The sequence below is a fragment of the Bacteroidota bacterium genome, assembly GCA_018692315.1.
Lineage (GTDB): Bacteria > Bacteroidota > Bacteroidia > Bacteroidales > JABHKC01 > JABHKC01.
In genome coordinates, this window is the sequence record JABHKC010000057.1 from 1 (window position 1) to 18002 (window position 18002).

Annotated in this window: 13 protein-coding genes; 1 reads left to right on the plus strand and 12 read right to left on the minus strand. The window is 31.9% G+C overall.

Annotated elements, in window-relative coordinates; genetic code table 11:
• Positions 1-181 precede the first annotated feature (181 nt).
• From HN894_04870 to HN894_04925, 12 genes are all read right to left on the minus strand, one after another.
• Positions 182-3940, minus strand: coding sequence for a PKD domain-containing protein (locus tag HN894_04870; protein ID MBT7142650.1), 3759 nt, complete (start codon positions 3938-3940; stop codon positions 182-184).
• 263 nt (positions 3941-4203) lie between these two features.
• A complete protein-coding gene (locus tag HN894_04875) occupies positions 4204-4983 on the minus strand; it encodes a radical SAM protein (protein MBT7142651.1) in 780 nt (259 codons plus the stop codon).
• 16 nt (positions 4984-4999) lie between these two features.
• Positions 5000-6061 carry an MBL fold metallo-hydrolase gene (locus HN894_04880; protein ID MBT7142652.1) on the minus strand — a complete coding sequence of 354 codons (1062 nt, stop codon included), beginning with the start codon at positions 6059-6061 and terminating at the stop codon, positions 5000-5002.
• A gap of 3 nt (positions 6062-6064) precedes the next feature.
• Positions 6065-6883 (minus strand): MBL fold metallo-hydrolase, encoded by an 819-nt coding sequence (locus HN894_04885; protein MBT7142653.1) that lies wholly within the window; start codon positions 6881-6883, stop codon positions 6065-6067.
• A gap of 160 nt (positions 6884-7043) precedes the next feature.
• Positions 7044-7721, minus strand: coding sequence for an HNH endonuclease (locus tag HN894_04890; GenBank protein ID MBT7142654.1), 678 nt, complete (start codon positions 7719-7721; stop codon positions 7044-7046).
• On the minus strand, positions 7718-9004 hold the full coding sequence (locus tag HN894_04895) for an AAA family ATPase (protein ID MBT7142655.1): 1287 nt from the start codon (positions 9002-9004) through the stop codon (positions 7718-7720). The genes HN894_04890 and HN894_04895 overlap by 4 nt, the downstream gene beginning before the upstream one ends.
• Before the next feature lie 109 nt (positions 9005-9113).
• A complete protein-coding gene (locus HN894_04900; GenBank protein ID MBT7142656.1) occupies positions 9114-11270 on the minus strand; it encodes a S46 family peptidase in 2157 nt (718 codons plus the stop codon).
• 49 nt (positions 11271-11319) lie between these two features.
• Positions 11320-12120 carry a radical SAM protein gene (locus tag HN894_04905; GenBank protein MBT7142657.1) on the minus strand — a complete coding sequence of 267 codons (801 nt, stop codon included), beginning with the start codon at positions 12118-12120 and terminating at the stop codon, positions 11320-11322.
• Positions 12104-13279: a molybdopterin molybdotransferase MoeA gene (locus HN894_04910; protein ID MBT7142658.1), complete on the minus strand. Its 1176-nt coding sequence runs from the start codon at positions 13277-13279 to the stop codon at positions 12104-12106. Before HN894_04910 ends, HN894_04905 begins: the two co-directional genes overlap by 17 nt.
• 249 nt (positions 13280-13528) lie before the next feature.
• Positions 13529-13807, minus strand: coding sequence for a type B 50S ribosomal protein L31 (locus HN894_04915; GenBank protein MBT7142659.1), 279 nt, complete (start codon positions 13805-13807; stop codon positions 13529-13531).
• Between the two features lie 127 nt (positions 13808-13934).
• A complete protein-coding gene (locus tag HN894_04920; protein MBT7142660.1) occupies positions 13935-14498 on the minus strand; it encodes an aminoacyl-tRNA hydrolase in 564 nt (187 codons plus the stop codon).
• A gap of 111 nt (positions 14499-14609) precedes the next feature.
• Positions 14610-15230, minus strand: a complete 621-nt coding sequence (locus HN894_04925; GenBank protein ID MBT7142661.1) for a 50S ribosomal protein L25/general stress protein Ctc — start codon at positions 15228-15230, stop codon at positions 14610-14612.
• A gap of 297 nt (positions 15231-15527) precedes the next feature.
• On the opposite strand from HN894_04925, the gene HN894_04930 reads away from it, so the two are divergent.
• Complete coding sequence (locus tag HN894_04930) at positions 15528-17930, plus strand: response regulator (protein MBT7142662.1); 2403 nt, start codon at positions 15528-15530, stop codon at positions 17928-17930.
• The last annotated feature ends 72 nt before the right edge of the window (positions 17931-18002 follow it).

Here is an 18002-nt window from a genome sequence, read left to right on the forward strand (position 1 = left end):
GGGTCAACATGCTCCGTTTCTCGAAAGCCGCCGCCGCAAAAAAGGGGTCAACATCTGCCGGAATGACAGACAAATTTCACTCAGAAAAACAACATTTTTTTTATCGCTCGGAGGGGGTCAGCTTGCTCCGGTATATCCAACAATAAAGAATATGAATTTTAAAAACCCTATGAAACAAAAACTACTGAACAAGCAATTTCCCAGTTTTCAGGACACTGTTTTGAGATTTTATTTTAAATAAATATGTGCCGCTTGACAAATTTCCTCTATTGATTTCAATTTTATTTTCGTAAATCGAATAGTCAATTTTTTGATTTTTCCCGATTATATCGTAAATATCGAAACTTATTTCTTCAAAATTCTGCATATTTTTTAGGAATATAAATGCCTTGGTTTTTATGGGATTCGGATATATTACACAAAAATCTGAAGTATTTATTGCTGAAACTGAAGTATTAAAAATTATTACATTTTCGCAATAGGGCAAACTTGATCCATCGGGGTTTGTTGCAGTCAGGCAAACATTATAAGTGCCGTCACCAATGAAACCATGAATTGGATTTTGCTCAACACTTACTGAATCATCTCCAAAACTCCACTGCCATTCATCAGGATTGTTTGTTGATAGGTCTGTAAATTTCACCAAAGTGTCGTTCAAATATTCGTAACTAAAAATTGCATATGGGTTTGGATTTGTATTTATATCGACATTCTGACAAAAAATATGGCTCCCGAGATAATTGCTCGCTGTGAGGCAAACTTCAAAAATTCCATTTGTAGAAAATGAATGTGTTGGATTTTCGGTATTCGAAGAATTCCCATCTCCAAAATCCCAAAGCCACTCATCAGGAATTCCTGTTGATTGATCGCTAAAAATAACATTTGGCGAACTGCCAAGATTATATGCAAAATCGGCAACAGGTACAGAATATGCATCAATTTCAATTGTCTGACACAGAGTATCGTCGCCATATGAATTTTCTACAATCAAGCATACCTCATAATTTCCATTTGTAGAATATGTATAAATAGGATTTAAGTCGTTCGAGGAGTTTCCATCTCCAAAATTCCAAGTCCATGAGTCGGGTATATTAATTATTGAATCGCTTGATTGGTCAAAAAATTCAATTTCCGGCGAATTTGAATTATTGTATGAAAAATCGGCAATAGGAAAGGTATAACAATTTATGACTACTGAATTTGTTACGCATAGATTGTCGCTACCTTCAGAGTTTGTTACAGTTACACAAACATTATATGTTCCATTTTGAGAGTAAGTATGCAATGGATTTTCTTCAATTCCAGTGTTGCCATCACCAAAATCCCAAAGCCAGGATGTTGGTATTCCTTGCGACATATCTGTAAATTGCACAATTGGACAATTGCTAGTATTATTTGTAAAATTTGCAGCCGGGACAGAGTAAATATTAATTTGTATAGTATCGCAAAAAGTATCGCTTCCTTCCATATTTGCCGAAGTCAGACAAACTATAAAAGTGCCATTTGTTAGAAATGTGTGAACAGGATCTTGTATATTGCTCGTTGTACCATCTCCAAAATCCCAAGTCCACTGTGTTGGCGAATTTGTAATGGAATCGCTCGACTCATCATAAAATTCGATGGTTGGCGAATTTGTTGAAATGTAAGAGAATCCGGCAGTTGGGGGAATATAACAATCAATAATTATGGTATCGCAAAATGTGTTGGCACCAATTTGGTTATCGGCAGTTAAGCATACAATAAAAGTATCATTTTGGGTAAAAACATGTCCAGGATTCATAAAATAGCTTGTAATTCCATCGCCAAAATCCCAAATCCATGAGTCTGCCGAATTTATTGTAGAATTAGAAATTTCGTTAACAAAATAGATGGCTGGCATACTGCTTGCATCGTAGGCAAAATGCGCAATAGGTGCAGTATAAATATCTACAACAATGGTATCGCAAAATGAGGAAGAACCAAAATTATTGTAAACAAAAAGACAAACAGTATAACTTCCATTAGTGCTGTAGGTGTGAACAGGATTTATCTCCGTACTTGTTGTGCCATCGCCAAAATTCCAACTCCATGTTAATGGATAATCAGTTGATAAATCGGTAAAAGAAATTGTTGGAGTAGAGTTTGTATCAATAGAAAATAAAGCTGTGGGTGGAGTATTTCCAACAATACTAACTGTACTATAAGCAGTATCGCTTCCAATTCCATTTGAAGCAACCAATTGAACATTAAAATTTCCATTGGTGCTAAAGTGATGTATGGGATTTTGCTCGTAGCTGTATGTTCCATCATCGAAAACCCATTCCCAATAAGTTGGGTTATCAATTGAAGTATCAGTAAAACTTACAATTGGATCGTTAATAGGATCGAAAATAAATCCTGCTGTGGGTACAACACAATTGTTTACTGTAACTATTTTGCAAATTGTATTGTCGCCGGCAAAATTTCCTGATGTCATGCAAACATTAAACGTTCCGTTGAAAGGAAAAACATGATTTGGATTTTGATCAGTGCTTGTAAATCCATCATCGAAATCCCAGAACCAGCTTGTTGGAACTGCCGAAGAGGCATCGGTAAAATTGATTATAGGATCGTTGTTCGAAAGGAAGGAAAAATCGGCTATAGGCGCTCCAGCAACTTGCGATGTTACAACTCTGAAATGAAAATCATCGTTTACAAGCATCCAGGCACTCGGAAAGAAAAAACTTCCGTAAATATATGAACGGTTTGCAATTCCTGGAGTTGTCTGGTTTAGCCAAACTTCTTGAGGAAAAGTATCTACTTCGAATCCAACAAAAATATCTCCTGAAATTCCTGCTAAAGAATCTGAAAATGGCCTTAAGTCAATTGTAGTAATTTGGTGAGGAAATTCTAAACTTGCAGCTGGAAAAACTTTAATTGGTTCAATCAAATCGGCTCCTGGAATTCCCGCATTTTCTGCCCAAATATGAACAATCATTGTGTCATTTGGCCGGTTTATATCGGTATAATTTCTAATTAGAGCATTAACCAAATCTGTGCTTCCGTTTAAAGAAAATCTCACAGCTGCCTTTTTTTCGGCTGATGTGGGAGCATAACCTACTGATGTAACAAAATCGACTTCGGCATTGTCATAACCAATATAATTTCCTGCAATATATTCGAAAACTTCAGAGGTATCCGTATTCAAACTATCTGTATTGTCGGTTGCAACAATTCTGTAATCGACATAAGCTCCGGGCGTTTGTTGTGGAACTGTGTATAAATAATTGTCTCCGTTGGTATTTATTCCTTGAACAGTTTGGGCTGCAGGAACTCCATCTACCGAATAAAATAAATATGTGTTAAACACTCCAGAAATATCAATGATTTCTGCTACAACAGTATGGTCGTACAATGAGCCTTCGTAATGAGCTTGAGGTTGATGAATAATAAATGGTGCTGTCATATCCATCGGGTAGCTTGTAATCTTTAGCTCATCGATATACATACCGTCTGTGAAATATCCCTGGTCGGAAACAAAACGAAAACGAACTTTCACATCCGAATTTCCAACAAATCCGGCAAGCGAAAATGTATATTTTACCCAAACTGTATCAACACCATTAAATGTAGTTACGACATCCCATGATTGTCCATCGTCTGACGATGCTTCGAGATACATAAAATCGAAACCTAATTCAATATCGTATCGTGCATAAAACTCAATTAAACAATCGAATGCTCCATCCAAATCGAAACTATTTGCTAAAGTTGCTGTTGTAGAAACTAAATTTTGGTAGTTGCCATTCGGACTTTCACTCATAGAATATTGTGGCGAAATAAAATTCATTGTTGACAAACCCCAATCGCCTGTAAAAACCCAATTCGATGAATTATCGAAACTGTCGTATAATAATTGTGTTTGTGAGTATGAGCTATAGATGCTTACAAAGATGCCTACTATCACTATTAACTTTTTCATTTTTTCTCAATAATTAAATCAATATTAGTGCTATAAATATAGGACGATTTTTTTTAACGACAAACTTGAGCTAAATTCAGGAAGTTGCAAAAATGAAATTTGCTGTAGATTTCTATATTTATAATCAAATTAAATGTGTGATAATCATAGTAATCTGTATCAGAGTTTTTGAAAAATTCAAGTTTAAGCTTTCAAAATATACCAAAATTTTTGATAACAACAATTGACTATTCTTATAGTTACAATTTACGAAAAATCGAAAATTATCCCGAAACCTGAACTTCAATATTTAATAATCGAACCATTTCGGCTATTTGGTTCAATTTTTCAATGGGGACTTTTTCGAGCCCTGAGCTTGGCGTGTCTCTATGGATGGTATAAATCATGACTCGTTTAGGTTTAATATCTTTAATAATATCTATCCAAGCCGCTATTTCTTTTTCTGTAGTATTGTCAACTATTCGATTTTCATAAGTTCCGTGAAGAAACATGGTTTGAATAGTTAAATTCTTCTTGAATGTTTTGAGGTTCGATATGTGATTTTTTAAATCGAATTTCCGCAATGGATTATTAAACAATAGGTTAGTTTCCTGAAATGCACTATCTATTTTCAGAATATTGTCATCGACTTTGTGCAGAGCATCGTAAACTTTTTGGTTTTTTATCATTGTTGCATTCGAGAGTACAGCAATTCTTGCATTCGGAAAATGTTGGTTTCGCTCTTCGATAGTATCGTCAATTATTTCAGCAAAATCAGGATGAATTGTTGGTTCGCCATTGCCGGCAAAAGTTATAACATCAAGATTGTTTTGATTTTGCTTCATGTCAGCTAGCTTTTTGCTTAGCTCAAGTTTTACTTTTTCTCGTGAAGGTAAGTTTTTTTTGAATTTGTCTTGAGAATTTGTCCAACCGCATTCGCAATAAATGCAATTATAATTACAAAATTTAGAATCGTTTGGCAATAAATTTATGCCTAGCGAAACTCCTAATCTTCTGCTAATTACTGGACCAAAAACTGTTTTATCAAATAGAAATGTTGCCATTGAAAAATTGTGTTATTTAATTGTTAAGTTTGAAAATATGACCAATGTTAGGAACAAAAAACTTAGATTTTATTCTATATAATTTTGCTTCTTCTATTGTCCATTTTAATAAATCGTCTTCACCCAAAACTTCCTGATTATAGTTTTTCATATCTTCATTTCCACTATAATGAATGAGCATAGTGTTTTCAATTCTCAACTCTTGCAAAAATTCAAAAACACTCATAAAGACATTTGTTTTAATAATATTTTCTTTAAGAAATGATTCGAAAAACGAATATGTTTCAGAATCAAATTTTCTTTTTAAGTGAGGCGAAATTAGACGAGTATAGGATAAATCCTTTTTATAATCGCTTAACTTTTTAGAAATATCTTTGCTATTTGGTTCGTTTGAAGTTATGCTCCAATGATTTGTTTGAATACTCGGAAAACGGTTGTTAGAATCGACATAAATAACTTTTGCATCTGACAAAAAATCTATATCTATATTTCGGAGAATAGGGCACAAAAGGTCTCCTGAAAAAATTGCCTTATGCTTATCATTTTTTTTGTCTTCTATCTCAACAACGAGCATTGCCGAACCAAGCACATTGTCGCCATGATATACAGGAAATGCAGTAAGTTTCATATTCTCAATTTCCGAAACCGAAGTTTCAATACCTGGTTTTAGTTCATGAAATTCAACCATATCTTCAAGATGCGAAAAAGACCTTAAAGTAAATTCCCAACATAATTTTGTAGCGTAAACAGGGAATTTCTTCTTGTTATATCTGTAGTAAGATTGAACTATCCAGTCGGTAGAAATTGTATGATCGATATGTGGATGAGTAAGAAAAAGAGCTTCAGGAATGCGATTATTCTCTTTAATTAAGTATTGAATTATTCCATGTCCTGCATCTATCAGAACCTCCCAATTTATTTTTTCGCTTTCATTTTCTTCTCCATTTTGAGAAATTATTGAAAAGGAAGAATTTGCAATTTCTTCAAATTGGTTTTGATTATAAAAAGCATGTTCTTTGCCAAGAGGAATGGGCCAGGCATTTCCTCTCCCATTTGTTCTGATATTTATATTTTCCATTATTTATTCATTTGAAGGTTTCAAAAATATTTCTTTATAGTTTTTTACAGCAGTAATTCCTTTGTATTCATACACATTTTTCTGATGACCAAAAAATTCGATTTGACTATGTGCTTTGAAACTATCTGTTTGAAAATGAATTATTGCATCAAAAGCTCTGCTCAATCGTTTATATCGCATCTCTGGTTTGCCATGGGCTCCAAAAATTTTGAAATCCGGATTAGTTTTTTCTATCAAAATTTTCAGGCTGTTTTCGTATTCGTTTATATCATCTATCAGCAACAGTCCATTGTATAACAAATCTCCGGTAAACAAATATTTTCTGTCATTGTCAATTATTGAAATTGATTCGGCAGAATGACCGGGGGTATGAATTATTTCAATAATTCTGCTTCCTAAATCGATTTTTTCATTTACCGGCAGCCATTTGCTCAATTTAACTTTCTTTGGAAAATCAGACAATACTTCAGAAAAAGAAAAATGATATATGCTATCGTTTGAAATTTTGTTTTTCAAAATTTCAAGATCAGGAAAAGCTATTTTATCAAATTCATGAATATTTTGTGTGTGATCGAAATGAAAATGCGATAGAAGCAGGTCTATTGGTACATTTGTCAATTTTCTAACAAGCTCAGATATTTTTAGGCTGTCGTGTGAAATATTCTCGCCAGTGCCCGAATCAAACAGAATTGCCTTATCGCTTCCAACAATTAAATAGCTAACATTTTGTTGAGAACTTTTGCTTTCGAAAATTATGAAGGTTTCATTATCAATTTTTTCTACAGAGAACCAATCTGCTTCATTTTTACATCTGTTGTTCATAGTACAAAAAAAAATCAGACTGCTTAAGAAAACTATTTTTTTTAATTTATAATTCAAAGTGTTAATGTTTTATACTTGATTTTATAACCTTTTTTTAGTTTACTTGGAGCTTTGTATCAAAACTAAAAAAAATTACATCAAGCACATTGATATGCTTAATTTACAGATTTCCATTTGTTCTTATCTTTCTTTCTGCTGTTTGAGAAAACATTTTATACAAACCTATATCAAAGTATAAATTATCAATTTCTTCTAAAACTATTTGCTCATTTTTAAATACACTAATCCAAATTGAATAATGGCCATTTAGTGAGGTTTTTGCAATTTGTTTTGCCATTTGCAGTATTGGTGCTTCTTTCCAATCGTTGTAACTTAATCTTGCTAAATTCCATGTCATTTGTCGCGAACGCCATCGAGTATCAGATTCCGTAGGGCTATTTTCTCCACCTGGAAGGCGGTCAAGTCCCATTAATTTAATTGAATTTTTAGTCAAAGTTTTTAGTGCATGAGATATGGAATGCTTCGGTTTTATTTCTTTTGTTTCTGAATAGCTAAATGCTAAATCTGTGTTATCTATATCAGGCCACAAATAGTCAGATAGATTATCATTATGGTCGTTTTTTATGGTATTACAATATTTGCATGAAAGAAGAAAATTATTCCAATCGAGCACTTCCCCGCCTCTATTTCTTGGTAAAATGTGTTCAACTTCAATACTATTCATTACTTTCATCTCGCAATAAGAGCAGTAATAACCAATTTTTTTAGCTAAGTCGTGCCTTGCCTCACCATATTTGGAATAAACTTTTGGTGCCTTACCTTTATCTACCGGTCTCATTCTATAATGTTTTTACGCTCTTTTTTTATTTTTAATTGCTCTATTATACTATAAAATGCAGTATCATTTGCAAAAGGAAGCATTACTTCATCTAACTTATCCTTCATTTCATCTGTGTCAGTTCCCTCATTTACAGCTTTATAATATTCGCCGGCTACTTCAAACATTTTTTGTCTGGTTTTACTCCATTGAGGATTTTCTACATATTGTATTTCTTCTGCAATATCTTCGATACTCAAATTTATTGCACTCCCAATTTTTTCGACTGAATTATCTTTTAGCATAATTAATTGGTTTATACCTGTTTCTTGTATTAAAAAAGGGGAATGACTTGTTACGATAAATTGAATATTTGGGAAAGTATTTCTTAGAGAATGTATAATTCTTTGTTGCCAGTCAGGGTGAAGATGTAGGTCTAACTCATCAATCAAAACTATTCCTCTTGTTTTTAACAGAGCATTATTTTTTAAATGAGGGTTTAATGTTACACATTTATAAGATATATCACCAATTATTGCCAAAAAATTTCTAGTTCCATCACTTAAGGAGTGAAAAGGAAGAATTCTTTTGTCTGCTAATTGAATTTTTAGACCTTGTTGCCTATCAGGGTCAATTTCGTAAAAAATATTTACGCAATTAGGAACATTTGAAATAATTGCTTCTTTTACAAGCTCGAAGTTAATGTCATCTTTTCCTTTTTGATTTTTAGACAACTCTTTACCTTTGAACCATTTGAGAAATATTTTATAAGTAGATTTTGCTTCAAGACATCTGTTATATGCTCTAAACCGTGATGCAATGTGGGTTTTTCCTTGCTTTTCTTCTTTATCACCGACTTCATCAAAAAGTCTTCCTGTGGTATAATAAACAAGTAAGGGTAAATATATTTCTGCGCCTTCTCTTATTTGATTATCAATGTCCTGAGCAAAACGTTTTATATCTTTGGCTTTTATAGAAGTTGTTTTATTTTTTAAGCCGTTTAGTTCTCTTGTCCATTTTAGTTTTTGATGATTTATTTCTCCCTCAGCTTCTATTATTACCGGAAAAAGATGTTCTTCATTGTATTCAAAATTATGAATATGAATGTCTTTGTTCAAAATATGTCGGGAATTCACATTTCTAATACCCAAAAAGAATGAACCAATTGCAACTGTAAGAGCTTCTAAAACAGCAGTTTTACCACTTCCATTATTGCCTATTATAAGATTGAAATTTTTGTTAAAATCTAATTTCAAGTCTTTGTAACCTCTAAAATTTTTTAATCTAATATTTTTAATATCCATTATTTCATGTTTTTAGCATATTATTTTAAAGTTATTTACAAAAATATTGAAAATTTTAAAATTGATTTGTTTTAGAGGCTGTAATACAATATATTCTAATTAAATATCCTTATTTCACAATAGTCATTTCTTCAATCAGATGTTTGGCTCCGGCAAATTTATCGATTATGAAAAGAGCATATCGAATATCTAATGTAATGTTTCGGCATTGGTCGGGGTCGTACATTATGTCGCTCATTGTTCCTTCCCAGTTTCTGTCGAAATTTACGCCTATCAATTCGCCATTTCCATTTAAAACCGGACTACCGGAATTGCCGCCTGTAGTATGGTTCGAGGCTGTAAAACAAACATGAATTTTACCATTTTCGGCATATTGTCCATAATCTTTTTCGGCGTATAATTCTTTAAGTTTTTGCGGAACTTTATAGTCATAAATATCGGGATTATCTTTTTCGATAATTCCACTTAGGGTTGTAAAATAATCGTAATGAACTCCATCTCGTGGATTATAATCGTCAACTTTGCCATAAGTAATTCGAAGCGTAGCATTTGCATCAGGATAAAACGTTTTGCTGGTTTGCATTTCCCGCAGTCCTGCTACATAAATCCTATTCATCTCCGAGATTTTTTGATTTAATTCAGTAAATTTTGCGTTAACTCCCAAATATGCACTTACAACACTTTTGTAAATTTTATATACAGGATCTTTTTCTATTTTTTTGAGGCTCGATTTTGAAATATTTTCCAATAATTTATTTACTCTTAGCTCATCTGCCATAAACGATTTTGCAAATAAATGTTCAGTAAATTCAGAATAGTTTCCTTTATACTTTTTTTCGATTTTATTGAAAAAATCCGGTTGAAACTTCTTATCCACATTTTCGGAAAACATTTTCAGAAATACTTTTGAAAACAATTTTTTGTCGGTTGGTTGATTATAATTTTTGAACATACTTTTTGAGTATGATTTCAATTTTTTCACTTCTATTTTCATTCTTTCTTCAGAAAAATTGCTTTTCAGCTTCACTATTTCATTACATCTCATTGCAAACAATAATAATTCGCTTCTGAATGCTGTTTCGTGAAAGTAATCTATAGCTTGGCTATACTCTTCAATTTCTGAATAAATTTTTTCATATTCCGAAATCAGACTTCCATATTTTTCTTTTCTGGCTGGATTTGAATTTGCCCAATCTACAAACTGTTTTTCAAGCTCCTGCTTTTTATCTATTGCATTTAATTTTCGCAAACCTCTGTTTTCGCCTATCCATTTTTTCCAGGCATTACTAACTCCCGCATATTTCGATGAGTATTGAATACGAACTTTATCGCTCTCATCCATATCGGTTTTCATAATATCTAAAATATTCCCTCTTATTTCTATTCTGTTTGGGTTGTTCACCTTGGTTTTAAGTTCCACGGCAAATGATGTCAAAAACTGGGTTGTTGTGTAAGGATAGCCATAAACCATTGTAAAATCGCCTTTTTTTACACCTTTCAACGAAATTGGAAAATGTTTTTTTGGTTGGTACGGTACATTATCTTTCGAGTATTCTGCAGGTTCGTTATTTTTATTTGCATAAATTCTAAACAACGAAAAATCGCCGGTGTGACGAGGCCACATCCAATTATCGGTATCGCCACCAAATTTGCCAATTGCCGATGGTGGAGCTCCAACAAATCGCACATCTTTATAAACTTCCGACACAAATAAATAATATTCATTTCCATAATAAAATGATTTGATTTCGGCTTTATAATTTGTTCCTTCTGTGCTTTGTTTTGAAATTTCTTCAATTGCTTCGGAAATTGATTTTTGTCGATCGGTTTCGTTCATTTCAGCAGTTACATTTTTTAATACTTTTTCTGAAACATCTTCCATTCTAACTAAAAAAGTAACTGTAAGTCCCGGATTGATTAATTCTTCTTTTGGCGACATTGCCCAAAAACCATTGGTCAGATAATCGTTTTCAACCGAACTATGTGATTGGATTTGTCCATATCCGCAATGATGATTTGTAATCAGCAATCCTTTGTCAGAAATTAATTCGCCAGTGCAACCTCGTCCGAAAATTACTATTGCATCTTTTAAACATGCTTGATTTATACTATAAATATCTTCTGGGCTAAGTTTCAAGCCTTTGGCTTTCATGTCGGCATAATTATATTTTTCGAGAAGAATTGGTATCCACATTCCCTCATCGGCTCTAATATGAGAAATTATGCCAAAAAGAGCTATCAAAATTATTAAAGTAAATTTTCTCATTGAACTAAGTTTTTATTATTATTTATTTTTCATTGTTGCTATTTACAATTTATCCTCCAATGTTATGGAATTTATTATGTTTGTTTTTTGTTCCTGATTTTGGTTTGTTATCCACTGCAAGTTCTAAAGCTTTTTCAGCTCCAAGCTCTCTTACACTATATTCTATTTCGCTAAAAAGGCAAGGTTTTATCATTCCTTTGGCTGTGAGTCGCAAGCGGTTGCATACGCCACAATCGCCACCTGTTCCTCCTTCCACAACAGAAAATTCACCAGTGAATAAATTCATTTGATGAATAAATCGAAATTGTAGGTCGTTTTCCAAACAATATTTTTTTATCATTTGTGCATCCTTTTCGCCCGAAGATTTCAGAACTACACAGTTAATTTTAACCGGTGATAAACCAACTTTTTTTGCGGCTTCAATTCCTTTGAAAACTTTTTCGATATCGCCACCTCTGGTAATTTTTTTAAACCCGTCAGGATCAACTGTATCCAGACTTATATTTACTCTTTGCAAACCTGCATGTTTTAAATCTTCGGCATATTTTTCCAATAAAATTCCGTTGGTTGTTAAACTTAGGTCTTTTACTCCTTCAACATTCCAAATCATTGAAATAAGCGAAACAATTCCTTTTCGAACTAATGGTTCGCCACCTGTTATTCTGATTTTATCAATTCCGTGTTTTACGCTTTCTTTCACTACTTCAACAATTTCGTCGTAGCTTAAAATATCGTTGTGCGAAAGCAAATCAATGCCTTCTTCAGGCATGCAATATGTGCATCGCAAGTTACAGCGGTCTGTAACTGAAATTCTTAGGTAGTTTATTCTTCTGTCAAATTTGTCTAACATTTACAAAATCTCCTTTTTTTAATGAAGTTTTTCCAACAGGAACATTTATTAAACCGTCTGCATATGTCAGAGCATTTATGTGTGCCGAACCATGATATTTTAAGGGAATAATATCGGAGTTTTCGTTTATACTAATTGGGATCCAAGACATTCGTTTTTTGTTTTTTCTCGAATAATCTTCACCCATTTTCAAACTTATGTTTGTTGCTTCGAAATTATATCCCATCATTTTATAAAGAAATGGTTTTACGAGAAGTTCGAACTGAACAAACGATGAAACAGGATTTCCGGGCAAACCAAAAACATATTTGTTCTGTCGGGTGCCAAAAGTTGTGGGCCTGCCAGGCTGAACTGCAATGCTATCGAAATGAATTTTTATGTTCAATTTCTTTAAAATTTTAGGCACAAAATCGAAATCGCCCATAGAAACTCCGCCTGTTAGCAAAACTACATCGTTTTGCTCAAGGGCTTTTGAAATATTATCATAGGTCGATTTTTCTGTATCTTCAACAATTCCCATATAATTTCCATTAATTCTAAGGCTGTCGAGTTGCGAAATTATTTGATAGGCATTGCTGTTTCTAATTTTCGAAATTTCTGGCTTTTCATATGGTTCAACAAGCTCATCGCCAGTAGATAGAACTGCAATTTTTGGTTGTTTGTAAACTTTGAGGTTTGTGTTTCCGGTTGTTGCCAACACTGCAATATGCTGAGGTTTTATAAATGTTCCTTTTGGTAAAATTTGTTCGTTTTGTTTTATGTCTTCGGCTTTGAAACAAATATTGTTTCGAGTTTCTTTATGCAAATATTTAATTTTATTATCTCCCGTTTCTTCAACATTTTCAACAATAATAACACAATCGCTGCCTTCTGGCATCATTGCACCGGTCATTATTTTTGAGCATTCGTTTTTGCCAATATTTTTTTGTGGTATCACTCCTGCCGGAATAATTTCTATCACTTTTAATTCGTTTTGAATGTCTTGATTTTTGCAGGCATATCCGTCCATTGCCGATTTGTTGAAGGGAGGCATTTCGATGTCTGAATAAACACTTTCGGCAAGTACTCTATTTATAGATTTTTTGAAATCAATTTTTTCTGTTTCCATCAAAATAATTGATTCCTCAATTTTTTTTATTGCTTCACTAAATAATATCATCTTACTTCATTTTTTTGCAAAAGTGCGAATTTCTTTTTGAATTTATTGTGTAAGTAATGTATTGTTTTCAAAAACAGTGCTTTAAATAATTAATAACAAAAAAGGGTAGCACAAACTGTACTACCCTTTTTTTCAGAAAAATTTCATTTTTCAAACTCATTAATTTGTTTAAAGACTCTATTAGATAGAATCTTGAAAACAATTTTACTAAAATTAAGTTGTTGAATTTTTAGCTCAACGTTCTATGTTTTAGTTGCTTTGAGCTGGAGCTTTTCTTTTGTCTAAATGCTTTTGATATTTATTCATAAACTTATCAACACGTCCTGCAGTATCAACAAGTTTCATTTTACCAGTATAAAATGGATGAGAAGTATTAGAAATCTCTAATTTAAATAGTGGATATTCAACACCATCTACTTCAATATTTTCTTTTGTTTTGGCTGTCGATTTTGTAATAAAAGTATATCCGTTCGATATATCTTTAAAAGCTACAAGTCTATAATTTTTTGGATGAATTCCTTTTTTCATTTTAATTATTTCTTAAATTTCAATTTTCAAAACGGCTTGCAAAATTATAAAAAATTTCTTACAAGCAAATTATTTATTAATTATTTTTTACTAAGTGTGTTCAAATCAGCGAATTTCAGTTTCATATTCATTTTTTATTATACAAATTCATTGTTCTTTCTATGCCAATTGAAGCAAAACTTAATATGATTTTTTTTGCTATATCAATTTTTTCGGGCAATTTTTCGGCTTCTTCTTCTAACCAATTTCCAAGAACATAATCTACCTGACTGCCTTGTGTAAATTCGTTGCTTATTCCAAATCGTAGTCGTGCATAGTTTTGATGCCCTAACATTTCATTAATGTTTTTCAATCCATTGTGACCGGCATCGCCACCTTTCATTCGCAAACGAAGTTTTCCAAATTTTAAAGCCAAATCGTCTGAAACAACAAGAAGTCTGTCGTCGCTAAGTTTTTCTTTTTTAAGCCAATAGACTATTGCTTTACCGCTCAAATTTACATATGTAGATGGCTTGAGTAATATTAGCTTTCTGCCTCTATGTTTTATTTCAGCAATATCGCCATATCTCGCCGATTGAAATTTTACATCCGATTGTTTCGAGATTTGTTCTAAAATATCGAATCCAATATTATGGCGAGTATTTTGATAATCAATGCCAATATTTCCTAAACCTACAATTAGGTATTTCAAAATATAAATTATTATAACAAATCGAAATTTGTATATTTGGACTTATGAAATATTACTAAAAACTATTGATTTATAACAAAAATTGCAAATATGAATTGTCGATTTAGAATTTTATTCTTCTGTAGTAGCTTCTTCAGTTTCTTCACCTTCAGTTTCTTCACCTTCAGTTTCTTCATCTAAGCTTTTTGCTACCCTTGTAAGTTTAACAGAACAAACTACAGAATTCTTGAAATCTAATAATTCAAGATCTTCAAATGAAAGATCGCCAACTTTAATAGTTTTTCCTAATTTCAATTCTGTTACATCCACATTAAGTATATCTGGTAAATTCTTAGGTAATGCTTTAACTCGCAATTTACGAGTTTCTAATGCTAATTTACCACCCTCTTTTACTCCTATCGAAAGACCATTTAATTTTACCGGAATTTTGATAATTACTTCTTTACCTACAAATATCTCATAAAAATCTATATGAAGAATTTCGTCGGTAACCGGATGATATTGAATATCTTGCATAATTGCACGGCATTCTTTTCCATCAATTTTTAAATTTACTAAGTACACATTTGGTGTATAAACTAAGTGCCGAAAATCATTTTTATGTGCATAAAAGTGAGTTACTTTCTCGCCGCCATAAATTACGCATGGTACGTTTCCTTCTTTTCTTAGTTTTTTGGTTTCTTTTTTCCCGAGAGATTTTCTTTCGGTAGTAACAATTTCTATTGTTTTCATTTACTAAACATTGTGCGCTACTTCAAACTACAGTGTAATTCGCCATCACGCGATTATTAAAATTATTTAAAAAAGTTTGCAAATATATATAAAAATTAAAACTAAAATATATTTACATAAAATATTATCTTAAGTATAATGCTCTCTATTATAATCAATTATATTATGCAAATTGATAAAAATCAATATTACTATACAAAATTTAAAGATTTAGACTTAATAAAAACAATAAAATTTAATATTATTTGTAATATTGTCAATTGTTTTTTTTGAATTTAGTTAAACTATTGAGTATTGATGATGAAACCTAAAGTACTAATTGTAGATGATAAGGTTGAGAATATTGTATTATTAAGAAATACTCTTAAAGCATTAGATATTGAGATAATTGAAGCTATGTCTGGCTTTGAGGCATTAAAACATGACATTGATGATAGTTTTGCTGTTGCAATTTTCGATGTTCAAATGCCTGAGATGTCAGGATATGAACTACTTGAAAAATTTCGAATATATGAAAGAACAAAGCATTTACCAATAATTTTTCTTTCAGCATTTTACACCAAAGAAGAATATGTAATAAAGGGCATAGAAAGTGGTGCTGTCGATTTCATAATAAAGCCCATTAATAGCTCAATTTTATTAGGAAAAATAAAAGTATTTCTTGAGATTTTTGTACAAAAACAAGAGTTAAAATCATTGATACAAGAAAAGGAAAAAAGCAATATACAATATGCAAAAACTATAGCTGAACTTCAAATATCGCAACAAAATGTAACAGAGAGTAAAGAAATCTTTAAAGGAATCACTTCTGCTGCAAACGAAAGCATAATTTTACTTACCAGTTGTGGAAAAATAAAATTCTGGAACAAAGCATCAGAACATATTTTTAAGTATAAGAAAAATGAAATAATCGGAAAAGATATTAATAATCTATTGGTACATAATGATGATTATCAGAGTTTTAAAATAGCATTTGAAAAATTTCAATCATTAGGAACAAACAAATATATTGGAAAAGACCGCGAACTTCTTGCAATTGATAAATACAAAAAACAATTCTATATTAATATTTCATTTTCTTCATTGAAATTGAAAAACGACTTAAATGTTCTTGGTATTATCCGCGATATTTCGGAACAAAAAGAGAGCAACGAAAAAATTCAAATCAGCGAGCAAAAATATCGTACAATTTTTTCTCAGGCAAACGATTCAATTTTTGTAATGGATAAAGACCATTTCATTGACTGTAACGATAAGACATTAGATATGTTTGGTTGCCGAAGAGAAGATATTATCGGGAAACAACCACATATTTTCTCGCCTGAAAAACAACCAGACGGAGAAAGTTCATTGCTTAAAGCCGAAAAAAAAATTACTGCAGCACTAAACGAAAAATCTCAGTTCTTTTATTGGAAACACATAAAATTGGACAAAACTCCCTTCGATGCAGAAATTAGTTTAAAAGTGATAGAAACCAATTCAAATAAATACATTCTTGCAATTGTAAGAGATATTACCGAAAGAAAAAAATCTGAAGAAAAGCTAAAGGCTGCAAAAGACAAAGCAGAGAAAGCAACTAAATCAAAATCGGCTTTTCTTGCAAATATGAGCCATGAAATTCGCACTCCAATGAATGGAATTATTGGAACAGCAAATTTGATGAAGCAAACAAGCTTAAACAAAGAACAAAAGGAATTGGTTAATATAATTGACTATTCTGCAAATAATTTGTTAACAATAATTAACGATATATTAGATATTTCTAAAATTGAATCGGGGCAGATAGAATTAGAAGACATAGATTTCAGTCTTCATAATGTTGTGAACGAATCAATTAAACTCCTATATTTGAAAGCAAAACAAAAAGGAGTTGAACTAAAGCTCGAACTTGCCAAAAACATTCCTCTGTATGGCAAAGGCGACCCGGTAAGATTAAAACAAATCATCATAAATTTATTGAATAATGCAATAAAATTTACAGAAAAGGGATGTGTAAAACTTTCTGTAGAAAAGATTAAAAATATTAATGAAGATCATTATATAAAATTCAATATTGTTGATACAGGAATAGGTATTTCGAAGGAAGGACAAAAAAAACTATTCAAAGAGTTTTCTCAGGCAGACACTACCATTACGCGAAAATTTGGAGGAACAGGCCTCGGTTTGATGATTTCCAAACGGCTATCGGAAATGATGGACGGCGAAATTGGACTTGAAAGCAAATTAGGTAAAGGCTCAACATTTTGGTTTACCGTAAAAATAAAAAAAGGTAAAGTTCCACCATACGAATTGGACAAAACCGTAAACAAAGAACAAACCTCTATCGGAAAACAACTTTCTATTCTTCTTGCTGAAGACAATCTGGTAAATCAGCAAGTTGCAATTTTTGTACTGAAACAATTAGGACACAAAATTGAAGTTGCCGAAAACGGAAAATTAGCTTTAGAAAAATTTAAAAATAATAAATATGATGTGATTTTAATGGACGTTCAAATGCCAGAAATGGACGGACTTGAAGCAACAAGCTGCATCAGAAAAATAGAAAAAGAAAATAATGTCAAAAAAGGCATAAAAATTATTGCAATGACAGCAAATGCAATGAAAGAAGATGCGGATAAATGCTTCGAAGTAGGTATGGATGAATACATTAGCAAGCCTTTCAAACCAGTAGAATTGGCAAGTGCTTTAGATAGAATATAGTTCGTTATTTCAAGAAACCCTAAAGAATTACTTACATTTATATTGATCATTATTAATATACTATTTCAAAAG